At 55.5% G+C, this 13,113-nt stretch carries 8 protein-coding genes; 4 read left to right on the top strand and 4 right to left on the bottom strand.

The annotated features are described in order from the left end of the window. Positions 1-2: 2 nt before the first annotated feature. Positions 3-1,475 carry a betaine-aldehyde dehydrogenase gene (gene betB / locus NNO04_RS02785; protein WP_271443382.1) on the bottom strand — a complete coding sequence of 491 codons (1,473 nt, stop codon included), beginning with the start codon at positions 1,473-1,475 and terminating at the stop codon, positions 3-5. Between the two features lie 13 nt (positions 1,476-1,488). Next, complete coding sequence (betI, locus tag NNO04_RS02790) at positions 1,489-2,082, bottom strand: transcriptional regulator BetI (RefSeq protein ID WP_271443383.1); 594 nt, start codon at positions 2,080-2,082, stop codon at positions 1,489-1,491. Positions 2,083-2,356: 274 nt separating this feature from the next. Between betI and NNO04_RS02795 the strand changes: the two genes are divergently transcribed. Beyond that, the gene (locus NNO04_RS02795; protein ID WP_271443384.1) at positions 2,357-4,390 is read left to right on the top strand and encodes a choline transporter; all 2,034 of its coding nucleotides are present in this window, start codon (positions 2,357-2,359) and stop codon (positions 4,388-4,390) included. On the opposite strand, the gene entD is transcribed toward NNO04_RS02795, so the two are convergent. Next, positions 4,335-5,039, bottom strand: a complete 705-nt coding sequence (gene entD, locus NNO04_RS02800; protein WP_271443385.1) for an enterobactin synthase subunit EntD — start codon at positions 5,037-5,039, stop codon at positions 4,335-4,337. The genes NNO04_RS02795 and entD overlap by 56 nt on opposite strands. 47 nt (positions 5,040-5,086) lie before the next feature. Continuing rightward, positions 5,087-7,360 (bottom strand): TonB-dependent siderophore receptor, encoded by a 2,274-nt coding sequence (locus NNO04_RS02805; RefSeq protein WP_271443386.1) that lies wholly within the window; start codon positions 7,358-7,360, stop codon positions 5,087-5,089. 252 nt (positions 7,361-7,612) lie between these two features. Here NNO04_RS02805 and fes point away from each other — a divergent pair, with 252 nt between their 5' ends. Genes fes through entF form a run of 3 tightly spaced genes read left to right on the top strand, consistent with a single transcriptional unit; the run spans position 7,613 to position 12,982 of the window. Then, the gene (gene fes, locus NNO04_RS02810; RefSeq protein ID WP_271443387.1) at positions 7,613-8,851 is read left to right on the top strand and encodes an enterochelin esterase; all 1,239 of its coding nucleotides are present in this window, start codon (positions 7,613-7,615) and stop codon (positions 8,849-8,851) included. 31 nt (positions 8,852-8,882) lie between these two features. Continuing rightward, positions 8,883-9,101, top strand: coding sequence for an MbtH family protein (locus NNO04_RS02815; RefSeq protein WP_271443388.1), 219 nt, complete (start codon positions 8,883-8,885; stop codon positions 9,099-9,101). Beyond that, positions 9,098-12,982, top strand: a complete 3,885-nt coding sequence (gene entF, locus NNO04_RS02820) for an enterobactin non-ribosomal peptide synthetase EntF (protein ID WP_271443389.1) — start codon at positions 9,098-9,100, stop codon at positions 12,980-12,982. Before NNO04_RS02815 ends, entF begins: the two co-directional genes overlap by 4 nt. Positions 12,983-13,113 lie beyond the last annotated feature (131 nt).

Genomic DNA, 13,113 nt, shown 5'->3' on the forward strand with positions numbered 1-13,113 from the left:
GGTTAGAATTGGGATTGAAACTGACCCATCTCAACCTGGATGGATTTCACCTGGGTGTAACTTTGCAGCGTCATCACGCCGTTTTCGCGACCAACGCCTGAGTGTTTGTAACCGCCTACCGGCATTTCGGCAGGGGATTCACCCCAGGTATTGATCCAGCAGATCCCCGCTTCCAGTTGGTGAATCACCCGGTGTGCGCGGTTAAGATCGGCCGTCACGACGCCTGCCGCCAGCCCGTAGTCCGTATCGTTAGCGCGGCGGATGACTTCGTCTTCGTCTTCGTAGGTCAGGATTGACATCACCGGGCCGAAAATCTCTTCACGCACGATAGTCATGTCGTCATGACAGTCGGTGAAAACCGTCGGGGCGACCCACGCACCGTTATCAAAGCCGTTACCTTTCAGCACGTCGCCGCCGCAGAGTAGCGTTGCGCCTTCCGCTTTACCGCTGTCGATATAGCGCAGAACGTTTTCGCGGTGCGAAAAGCTGACCAGCGGGCCAAAGTTGGTGGCCGGGTCAAACAGGTCGCCTGCGCGAATGCGCGCAACGCGGGAGAGGATGGTTTGTTCAAAGGCGCTTTTCATCCGGGCTGGAACAAACACGCGAGTGCCATTGGTACAAACCTGGCCGCTGCTATAGAAATTCGCCATCATGGCGATGTCGGCGGCGAGACTGAGGTTGGCATCCTCAAAAATAATCAGCGGTGATTTCCCGCCCAGTTCCATCGTGACCTCTTTGAGCGAGGATGCCGCAGAGTTCGCCATCACTTTTTTGCCGCTGGCGACGCCGCCGGTGAAGGAAACCTTCGCGATGCCCGGATGTTCTGTCAGCCATTGCCCGGTTTCAGCGCCGGTCCCCGGCAGCACGTTAAAGACGCCGTCCGGTAGACCCGCTTCACTGTAGATTTCTGCCAGCTTTAAGGCGGTGAGCGGGGTGACTTCACTGGGTTTGAAGATCATTGCGTTGCCTGCGGCAAGCGCTGGCGCGGATTTCCACAGGGCGATTTGGATCGGATAGTTCCACGCGCCAATACCCGCGACGACGCCCAGCGGCTCGCGGCGGGTGTAAACAAAAGAGGTTTCGCGAAGTGGGATTTGCGTGCCTTCCAGCGCCGGGATCAGCCCGGCGTAATACTCAAGCACATCGGCTCCGGTCACGATATCGACGCTGGCGGTTTCGCTAAACGGCTTCCCGGTGTCGAGTGTTTCCAGTTTTGCCAGTTCGTCATTACGTTCGCGCAGAATATCGACCGCCCGGCGCAAAATCCGCGAACGTTCCATCGCGGTCATTGCCGCCCAGATTTTCTGCCCGCGTTGGGCGCTCTTCACGGCGCGATCGACATCCTCACGGCCCGCTTCCTGCACGGTGGCCAGGATTTCGCCGTTGGCGGGATTGATAGTCTCGAAGGTGCGACCGCTGGCGGCGGCAGTGTATCTACCGTCAATATAAAGCTGTTGTTCTGCCATTCGGGGCATACGCTCTCCTCGGTTAGTCAGTGGCGTTCGGCAAATGTTGACTGATGAAATGGGTGGTCAGCGCCTGAGCGCGACTCAAATTGAACGGCTCATTGCTGAGGGCGGCGCGTAGCCACAGTCCGTCAATCAGTGCCGCCAGCCCGTAACCCGCCTGTTGCGCCTGTTGATGAGGAAGTTCACGGCGGAACTCATAAACAATGTTGGAGAGCAGGCGTTTACCGGCGATCTGCTGCAGCCGGTACAGCATCGGTTGATGCATACTGCTCGCCCAGAAGGCCAGCCAGGCTTTCATCGCCGCCTGACTGATCTGACTATCGTCAAAATTCCCGGCCACGATAGCGCGTAATCGCAGCTCGGCGCGGGCGTCTTTCAGCGCATGCAAACGACGCAAAACCGCGTGGCGAAGCTGGCTGGTGATGTCGCGCATCGTCGCCTCCAGCAGTCCATTTTTATCCTTGAAGTAGTGGCTAATGATGCCGGTCGAAACACCGGCGCGACGGGCGATTTGCGCGATGGTGGCATCGTGCATGCCCACCTCATTAATGGCGTCCAGCGTGGCGTCGATCAACTGCCTGCGGCGAAGGGTTTGCATCCCCACTTTGGGCATTTTTTACTGCTCCAATCATCAGTTGTTTTTATGTATTTAACCGTTTTTTGATTGGACGTTCAATATAAAATGTGTATTAATTGTTATATTGATTGGCGAATTTCGTTAAGGAGATCTTCAGGGTGGTTTGATTTTTTTATTTAAAAACAAATGATTATTCTTATTTCATTTCTGTGCATAAGGTTATTTTTAGTAAGCATACAATGACCTTGCAGAGTCTCCAGGAGTTTGCTGCTCAACAGAGTAGTCAGCGTTACTTAATCTGAGGTAATCGATGACGAACCTTGTTACCGACGGAGAAAAGGACAAAATCAATCCCGTTGTTTTTTACACGTCAGCCGGACTGATTTTGTTGTTTTCCCTGACCACCATTTTCTTTCGTGATTTTTCCGCTGTCTGGATCGGCCATACACTGAACTGGGTCTCCAAAACGTTCGGTTGGTATTACCTGCTGGCGGCCACGCTGTATATCGTTTTTGTTATCTTCATTGCCTGTTCGCGCTTTGGTTCGGTCAAGCTGGGCCCGGAACAATCGAAACCAGAATTCAGCCTGTTAAGCTGGGCGGCGATGCTGTTCGCGGCGGGGATTGGTATTGACCTGATGTTCTTCTCGGTGGCTGAGCCGGTCTCTCAATATATGCAGCCGCCGGAAGGGGCGGGGCAGACCATTGAAGCGGCGCGCCAGTCGATGGTGTGGACGCTATTCCACTATGGGCTGACCGGCTGGTCGATGTATGCGCTGATGGGAATGGCGCTCGGCTACTTTAGCTACCGCTATAATCTGCCGCTGACGATCCGCTCGGCGCTGTATCCGATTTTCGGAAAGCGCATCAACGGACCTATCGGTCACAGCGTCGATATCGCCGCGGTGATTGGCACGATTTTCGGTATCGCCACCACGCTTGGGATTGGCGTGGTACAGCTCAACTACGGGCTGAGCGTGCTATTTGATATTCCGGACTCGATGGCGGCGAAAGCGGTGCTGATTGTACTTTCGGTGGTGATCGCCACTATCTCGGTGACGTCGGGCGTGGATAAAGGGATCCGCGTGCTGTCGGAACTCAACGTGCTGCTGGCGCTGGGGCTGATCCTCTTTGTGCTGTTGATGGGCGACACGTCGTTCCTGCTCAACGCGCTGGTGCTGAACGTGGGCGATTATGTGAACCGCTTTATGGGCATGACGCTTAACAGCTTTGCCTTTGACCGTCCGGTTGAGTGGATGAATAGCTGGACGCTGTTTTTCTGGGCGTGGTGGGTGGCGTGGTCACCGTTTGTCGGCCTGTTTTTGGCGCGCATTTCCCGTGGACGTACGATTCGCCAGTTTGTTTTCGGCACGCTGATCATTCCGTTCACCTTTACCCTGCTGTGGCTGTCGGTGTTTGGTAACAGCGCGCTGTACGAGATCATCCACGGCGATGCGGGTTTTGCCGAAGAGGCGATGGCCCATCCTGAGCGTGGCTTCTACAGTCTGCTGGCGCAGTATCCGGCGTTTACCTTTAGCGCGTCTGTCGCCACAATCACCGGGTTGCTGTTCTATGTGACCTCAGCGGATTCCGGCGCGCTGGTGTTGGGGAATTTCACGTCGAAGCTGAAAGATATCAACAGTGATGCGCCCGCCTGGCTGCGCGTGTTCTGGTCGGTGGCGATTGGTCTGCTGACACTGGGGATGCTGATGACCAATGGGATTTCAGCATTACAGAATACGACGGTGATCATGGGACTGCCCTTTAGCTTCGTGATCTTCTTTGTTATGGCCGGGCTGTATAAATCACTGAAGGTTGAAGATTACCGTCGGGAAAGCGCCAACCGGAACACCGCCCCGCGTCCGATGGGCGTCCAGGACCGGTTGAGCTGGAAAAAGCGGTTGTCGCGGCTGATGAACTATCCGGGAACCCGCTATACCCGCGAGATGATGGAGACGGTCTGTTTTCCGGCAATGGAAGAGGTGGCGCATGAACTTAAATTGCGCGGCGCAAACGTTGTGCTATCAAGCCTGCCGCCGGAAGAGGGGGAAGCGCTCGGTCATCTGGATCTGCGGGTGAATCTGGGCGATGAACGCAATTTTGTTTATCAGATCTGGCCGCAAAAGTATGCGATCCCTGGTTTTACGTATCGGGCGCGGAGCGGGAAATCGACCTACTACCGGCTGGAAACCTTTCTGCTTGAGGGCAGTCAGGGGAACGATCTGATGGACTACAGCAAAGAGCAGGTGATCACCGATATTCTCGATCAGTACGAGCGACATCTGAACTTTATCCATCTGGATCGCGAAGCGCCGGGGAACGGGGTCCTGTTTCCTGGGATGTAGGACGCGCCTGGCATAACGTGATGACGCACTCGTCACGTGTTTTCCACTCGACGTTAACGACATGAACGACGATTTTTGCTGAAAATAGGGCGGTTAAACGCAAGCTAATACGGCTTGCGTTTATCGCGCTGACTTTCGCGCTGTCGAATCCTGGCCAGGGATTAGCCCACTCGCAAAACGCTTTATACAGGCTCTCTTTGGCGGAAAAGGCCAGCGTTAAGGCGAGCGTAAAAGGCAGGGTGCTGGAGCGTAAAATTTCCCGTTCTTCGTTATCAATGATGCTGTCTGTCAGTTCTACCGCCATCTGCGGCGTAAAAATCGCCTCCATATCCACGCCTACAGGTTGTCTCGCAACAACGGCCAGTGCGGTCGTTGCACAATGGCTGATGCTGCCCGATAAACCCGCAGGCCATACCGGCTGGCGCTGTTCACCGATGCCGGGAACAGCTTTACTGCCGTAATCGCGCAGCGCGTAGACGGCGGCGATACGCCCGGCTAAATGCTCGGCTTTACGTTTTCGTCCGGCCTCGTGTAACTGTGCGTGATGCGGGAGCCAGAAGAGATCGTGCTCATGGAAGCTGTCAGGGTCGAACGCAATACAGTGCAGCGTGTGCCCGGCAAAAGAGAGGGTTGAGTGATGAGTTAGCATGGATTTTCAGGAAATCCCCCTCCCCATAAGGAGAGAGGGAATCAGCATCAGAAGTGAGTGTTCACGCTCATAAACCACGTACGACCCGGTTCGTTATAGGTGTGCGCGCCCGCGCCAGCCATAAAATCACCGGTTTTCGTATCGCTGACGGTCTGCGCATTACCTTCACGCCATAGACGTTTATCAAAGACGTTATCTACGCCGCCGGTCAGGCTGACATTTTTCGTCACGTCCCATGTCGCGCTCAGACCGACAATGCTATACGGACTGACGGATTGTTTATCCGTACCCGTGACCGGTTTGCCCTGGTAATCGTATTTCTTCGGCTCTTGTTTGCCGTACCAGGTGAACGTTGACTGCAGAGACACATCCTGACGTACCTGCCAGCTTAAGGTTGAGTTCAGCGTGTATTCCGGAATAATCGACAGGCGTTCGCCGGTTTCTTTATTCTTACTCTGCAGCATGTAAGTGATGTTGTTGGTCCAGTTTACGGTTTCGCTCACCGGTACGTTCAACGTCCCTTCCAGCCCTTCGACCACCGCTTTTGGTACGTTTTCCCACTGATAGATATCGGTGTAGGTCGTTTTCCCTTTGTTGGTGATGGATGTTCTGCTGAGCGGTGTCGTACCGGCTTCTATCTTGTTGCGGTAATCGTTACGGAACCAGGTCACGCCCGCCAGCCAGCCGTCACGCTTGAATTCCAGACCAATCTCTTTGTTGATGCTGGTTTCGGCTTTCAGGTCATCGTTACCCATCATGTAACAACCGATGCCGGTGGCGGCCCCCGTGGCATAACAGCCCTGGCCTTTACTGTACAGAATATAGTTCGGGTTGGTCTGGTACAGGCTTGGTGCTTTGTAGGCGCGCGCGATACCCATCTTCAGGGTGAAGTCATCGCCCAGACCTTGCGACAGGTTCAGGGACGGGCTCCAGTTGTCGCCCACAATACTGTGATGATCGAAACGCAGGCCTGGCGTCAGCATGGTGCTGTCGGTCAGCTCCATGTTGTTTTCGGCAAACAGCGAGAAAATTTCCGCTTTGGAGTACGGACTGCGGTCGGTACTGCTCGATCCCGGAATATCGCCGCCCATAAAGGTTTGCGAGTTGGAGAGCATATCTTTCATGCGCTGTTGGGTCCATTCGGTACCCAGCGTCAGGTTCTGATTCACGAAGAAATCGAACGGAATGCTCACTTCGCTGTGCAGCATGACGTCATTCAGATCGGCATCAACGTATTGCTGCGAGGCTTTTGGATCGAAGATACCTTCGGTTCCCCCGGCTAAACCTTCTGGCGTTCGGGAGTTACGGGTATGTTCGTACTGCACCCAGTTGCTGGTGGTGACGCCGTTATCCCAGCCGCCATTCCAGGTGATGGCGTAATTCTGGCGATACATACGGTTGGTTTCTTCCCCGTAGCTATCTTTCACCAACTGGTTGGTGTTGGTGTTCTGCGTATCACCGGCGTAAAGGTTGCCCTGACGGCTATAGCCTGCTTCGAATTCCAGAGACTGGAGCGGGGCGAAATCCCAGCGTACAACGCCATTGATATCTTTATTGATCACCCCTTCACGACCCGCAGGCAACGTGTCGGCGTAGCTGCCAGTACGTTCCGATTGATGGCCCAGGTTGATGTCACGTGCATCGGCTTGCGTTTTGTCGAGATTACCGAACAGACGGAAACTGAAATCCCCGCCCAGCGGGCCGTTCAGACTAAAGTTGGTACGTTTGGTGGAACCTTCTTCCTTATGCTCAGGCGCGTTAAAATAGGTATTCCACGAACCGTGCCATTCGCTGCTGCCCTTTTTGGTGATGATGTTCACCACGCCACCGGCGGCACCATTGCCGTAACGGGCGGCGGCAGGACCGCGCAGCACTTCGATACGCTCAATCATCTCCGGCGGCACCCATGAAGTATCGCCACGGGTATCACGTTCGCCGCGCCAGCCAAGGCGCACAGAGTTACGGCTGGTGACCGGTTTGCCATCGATCAGGATCAAGGTATTTTCCGGGCCCATCCCGCGAATATCAATTTGACGATTGTTCCCACGCTGACCACTGGTGGAGTTACCCGTCAGGTTGACGCCAGGCATGGTGCGGATGATTTCCGACACATCACGGGCGGGAGGATTTTTGCGAATTTCATCTGCGGTAATGGTGGAGACGCCTGGTGCCTGTAAGTTTTGTTGGGCGGCGGTCACTACGATAGTGTCTTCATTGGCGACGGCAGGGCTGTCTGCTGTCTCTTCTGCCAGAGCGGGTAGCGCTACCCCATAAATCCCCAAATTGACCAGTAAGGCCAGGGAATGAATCTTCTTGTTCATTGTATGTCCTGCTTTTTTTAGCCACGTGTGCCAACCGCGCCCGATAACGGGGGATTAGCCTGATGTCGCCCGCCTCTGCGAAGACCCTCCATTCCAGAAAAAGCACGCAGTGCCAGAGCGTTGATAAGTGGTGAAAGACGGTTCGCGCTTCCCACAGCGCGACAATACGCTATTGCAAATGCAAATAGTTATCAATAATATTATCAATATATTTCAGCGATGAATGAAAAAAATCATGATAAACATGGGGTTATGTTGGTGGCAGCGTTTACGGTGGGAAGTGATAGTTGGTGGCAGTCAAAAAATGGACCTGAATGGACACGCAAGGAAAACGGTGATTGCCGGGTCACTTTCTGGTGGCGCGATCCGCAAGGGACAGAAAATCACTCCCCGATACGCCGTGTATGGGTCTACATCACAGGTGTCACCGATCATCATCAAAATGCCATTCCGCAGTCAATGCAGCGTATTGCCGGGACGGATGTCTGGCAGTGGAGCGTCGATCTCAGCGCCCACTGGCGGGGCAGTTACTGTTTTATCCCGTCCGCGCGCGACGATATTTTTACCGCATTGAGTGCCGGTGAAACGCCTGAGCGCAAGGCGCTTCGTGAAGGATGGCGACAACTTTTACCGCAGGCGATTGCCGATCCTCTCAATTCCGTCAGTTGGACGGGGGGAAGAGGGCATCCCGTTTCGGCGCTAGAAATGCCAGATGCTCCGGCGCAGCCTGGATGGGATCACCCTGAAAATCCGGAGACTCCCCCACGTTGTTTGCAATGGCGTAGCGAACGTCTGGGCAATACCCGACGCGTGTGGGTGTTTACGACTGGGGAAAATCCAGGTGAGAAACGTCCACTGGCGATTTTACTGGACGGACAGTTTTGGGCGCAAAGTATGCCCGTCTGGCCCGCACTCACTTCGCTCACGTCCCAACAGCGGCTTCCTGCCGCAGTTTATCTGCTTATCGATGCCATCGACACCGCTCACCGTAGCCGGGAATTGCCGTGCAACGCCGATTTCTGGCTGGCGGTGCAGCAGGAGTTATTGCCGCAAGTGCAGTCCGTCGCTCCGTTCAGCGATAGCCCTGAGCAGACGATCGTTGCCGGACAAAGTTTTGGCGGACTTTCGTCTTTATATGCAGGCCTGCACTGGCCCGAACGATTTGGCTGTGTGCTGAGTCAATCAGGATCTTACTGGTGGCCGCATCGCGGCGCTCATCAGGAAGGGATCGTTACTGAGCAATTGAAAACGGGCACCGTTTCCGCACAGGGGTTACGAATTGTGCTGGAAGCAGGCATCAGAGAACCGATCATTTTTGAGGCAAATCAGGCGCTTTACCGCCAATTGCTTCAGGTACAGCCGTCGGTGTGCTGGCGTCAGGTTGACGGCGGGCATGATGCGCTTTGCTGGCGTGGCGGATTAATGCAAGGGTTGATGACGTTATGGCAACCGCTAACCTCCCCCTGCGAGCACAAGAACAATCAGGCCTGAGCCGGGCGAGTTTTCACGACAGGAGTTGAGTATGGAATTCAGTAATCCCTTCGATGATCCGCAGGGACAGTTTTACATTCTGCAAAATGCGCAGCGCCAGTTTAGTCAGTGGCCTCAGCAGTGTTCACTGCCTGCGGGCTGGCAGGTGGTGTGCGAGCCGCAATCACAAGAAGCCTGTCAACAATGGCTTGCAGCCAACTGGACGACATTGACGCCCGCCTATTATGCCGATGTGCAGGAGGCGCAATGACCCAACGTTTACCTTTGGTCGCCGCGCAGCCGGGGATCTGGATGGCGGAAAAACTCTCTTCTCTACCTTCCGCCTGGAGTGTGGCGCATTACGTGGAATTACACGGTGAGCTGGATGCGCCTTTACTGGCGAAAGCCGTCGTGGCGGGAATGAAACAGGCAGACACGCTGCGTTTGCGGTTTACGGAAGATAACGGGGAGGTCTGGCAATGGGTTGATCCACAGTTACCGATTGCCGAACCGGAGGTTCTTGACCTGCGCGGTGAATCTGCGCCCGCCGCCGCCGCGCTGGCGGTGATGCACGCCGATCTCGGGCAAGATCTGCGGGCAGACGGCGGAAAACCGCTTGCGTTGCACCTGTTGATTCAGGTAGATGACACTCGCTGGTACTGGTATCAGCGATATCATCATTTACTGGTAGATGGCTTTAGTTTTCCGGCTATTACGCGACAGATCGCCGCCATTTACCGCGCATGGCAGCGTGGAGAACCGACGCCGGACTCCCCGTTTACACCCTTTACCGAGGTTGTGGACGAGTATCAGCACTACCGCGACAGCGAAGCATATCAACGCGATGGGACATTTTGGTCGCAACAGCGCACCCAGTTACCGCCTCCGGCATCGCTGTCTTCCGCTCCTCTGTCTGGCGGTGCCGCCAGCGCTGATGTGCTTCGCATGAAACTGAGCGCGCCTGAAGGATTGTTCCGCCAACTGGCTGCTCGTATGCCGCATGTGCAGCGCGCGGATCTCGCGCTGGCGCTGGTGTCGCTATGGCTGGGGCGCTTATGTGGACGTCCTGATTTTACCGCCGGTTTTATCTTTATGCGGCGGATGGGGTCGGCAGCGCTGACCGCAACAGGCCCGGTGCTGAATGTTCTGCCGCTGGGGGTGAACATCAGGGCGGCAGAAAGTTTTGCGGAACTGGCGACGCGTCTTGCCGGACAACTGAAGAAAATGCGCCGCCATCAACGGTATGATGCCGAACAGATTGTACGCGACAGCGGACGCGCGGCGGGCGGTGAGCCGTTATTCGGCCCCGTCCTGAACGTGAAAGTATTTGACTATCAGCTGGATATCCCTGGGGTTCAGGCGACTACCCACACGCTGGCGACGGGACCGGTTAACGATCTGGAACTGGCGCTATTCCCTGATGAAGAGGGCGGCCTGAGTATTGAGATCCTCGCCAATAAACAGCGCTATGAAGAAGCAACCTTAGTTCAGCATGCCTCGCGTCTGATGGCGCTGATCCACCAGTTTGCAGCGAATCCTTCGCTGCGTTGTGGCGATGCCGATATGCTGTTGCCCGCCGAGTATGAACAGCTTGCGAAGGTAAATGCGACGGCAGTGAATATTCCGTCGACCACACTCAGTGCGCTGGTGGCTGAGCAGGCGAGCAAAACGCCGGATGCCCCTGCGCTGGCGGATGCGCATTATCAGTTCAATTATCGTGAAATGCGTGAGCAGGTGGTGGCGCTCGCCAATTTGCTGCGTGAACGTGGGGTGAAGCCGGGGGACAGTGTGGCGGTGGCGTTACCGCGCTCGGTGTTCCTGACGTTAGCATTGCATGGCATTGTCGAAGCCGGAGCCGCCTGGCTACCGCTGGATACGGGATATCCTGACGATCGATTGCGAATGATGCTGGAAGACGCGCAGCCGAAACTGTTGATTACCACCGATGATCAACGTGCCAGGTTTAGCGGTATTCCCGGTCTTAAAAGCCTGTGCTACAGCGAACCGCTGGTGGCTGGCGACACCGCGCCATTAGCACTGTCTCAGCCACACCATACGGCGTATATCATTTTCACCTCGGGTTCGACGGGAAGACCGAAAGGGGTGATGGTGGGGCAAACGGCGATCGTGAACCGTTTGTTGTGGATGCAGGCTCACTATTCGCTGACGGCAGACGATGTGGTGGCGCAAAAAACGCCCTGCAGTTTCGACGTTTCAGTGTGGGAGTTTTTCTGGCCGTTTATTGCCGGCGCCAGACTTGTGATGGCAGAGCCGGAAGCGCATCGCGATCCGCTGGCAATGCAGCGTTTCTTTGCGCGCTACGGTGTGACCACCACCCATTTTGTACCGTCAATGCTGGCGGCGTTTGTCGCCTCGCTGACGCCTGAAACCGCCCGCGAACGTTGTGCCTCGTTGCAGCATGTTTTTTGCAGCGGAGAGGCTCTGCCCAGCGACCTGTGCCGCGAATGGCAACAACTGACCGGCGCGCCGCTGCATAATTTGTATGGGCCAACGGAAGCGGCAGTGGACGTCAGTTGGTATCCGGCCTGTGGCGATGAACTTGCCGAAGTGACCGGAAGTAGTGTGCCGATCGGTTATCCGGTCTGGAATACCGGTCTGCGGATCCTTGATGCCATGATGCGCCCGGTGCCGCCGGGAACGGCGGGGGACTTGTATTTGACTGGCATCCAGCTGGCGCAAGGCTATCTGGGAAGGGCGGATTTAACAGCAAGTCGCTTTATCGCCGATCCCTTTTCGCCAGGCGAACGGATGTATCGTACAGGCGACGTGGCGCGCTGGCTCACCTCTGGCGCAGTCGAGTATCTGGGTCGCAGTGACGATCAGCTTAAAATCCGTGGTCAGCGTATTGAACTGGGGGAAATCGACCGTGTGATGCAAATGCTGCCGGATGTCGGGCATGCCGTTGCCCATGCCTGTGTGTTTAATCAGGCGGTGGCGACGGGCGGTGATGCCCGCCAACTGGTGGGATATCTGGTATCACATTCCGGTTTGCCACTGGACGTAACTGCGTTGCAAGAGCAGTTACGTGAAAAACTCCCGCAGCATATGGTTCCAGTCGTGTTACTTCAACTGGCGGAATTGCCGTTGAGTGCCAACGGAAAACTGGATCGTAAAGCGTTGCCGATGCCGCAGGTGGCACCACGTACGCAAGGGCGTGCGCCGCGCCCCGGAACGGAAACGACGATCGCTAACGCTTTTGCCCGGATGTTGGGTTGCGAAGTCAACGATGTAGAGGCCGACTTCTTCGCGCTGGGGGGGCACTCATTGTTGGCGATGAAACTGGCCGCGCAGTTGAGTCTGAAATTTGCCCGCCAGGTGACACCGGGCCAGATTATGGTGGCGTCCACCGTCGCACAACTGAGTACGCTGCTGGATACCGTTGAAGACGAACATTCCCGGCAACTGGGATTCGAAACGCTGTTACCGCTGCGCAAAAGCGATGGGCCAACGCTGTTTTGTTTTCATCCGGCTTCCGGTTTTGCCTGGCAGTTTAGCGTTCTGGCGCGCTACCTCCCGCCGCAGTGGTCAATCATCGGGATTCAGTCGCCACGACCCCACGGTCCAATGCAGACGGCGGCGAACCTTGATGAGGTATGTGAACATCATTTGGCGACGCTGCTGAAACAGCAACCACATGGCCCGTACTCTTTACTGGGATATTCTCTGGGAGGGACGCTGGCGCAGGGAATTGCTGCGCGTTTACGCGCCCGGGGGGAACATGTCGCGTTCCTCGGCCTGCTGGATACCTGGCCGCCAGAAACGCAAAACTGGCGGGAGAAAGAGGCCAACGGATTAGATCCTGACGTGCTGGCAGAGATCGACCGCGAGCGTGAAGCGTTTCTCTCCGCTCAGCGTGGGCATGCCAGCGAAGCGTTGTTCACGGCCATCGAAGGAAATTATGCGGATGCGGTACGTTTGCTTACTACGGCGCGTAGTGTTCCGTTTGATGGCCAGGCTACCCTCTTTGTGGCACAACGGACGCTACCGGAAGGCGTGAGCCCTGAGCGGAGTTGGGCTCCGTGGATAGCCGAACTGGATATCTACCCTCAGGATTGCGCGCATGTCGATATTATTTCGCCGTCTGCATTTGAGAATATTGGGCCAATAATTTGTGAGCTGCTTTCCAAATAACGGCCGTTTTCTGAACGCTTTCAGATAATATCTTTATCCAAACCCATAATAAGAGCCAATTATTATGGGTTTTTATTTTCATTGACTGTGCCTTTAACAAAAAAGAAACATAACTAAATGAGTAGTAATAT

The sequence above is a fragment of the Citrobacter sp. Awk 4 genome (assembly GCF_028069725.1).
Taxonomy (GTDB): Bacteria; Pseudomonadota; Gammaproteobacteria; order Enterobacterales; family Enterobacteriaceae; genus Citrobacter_D.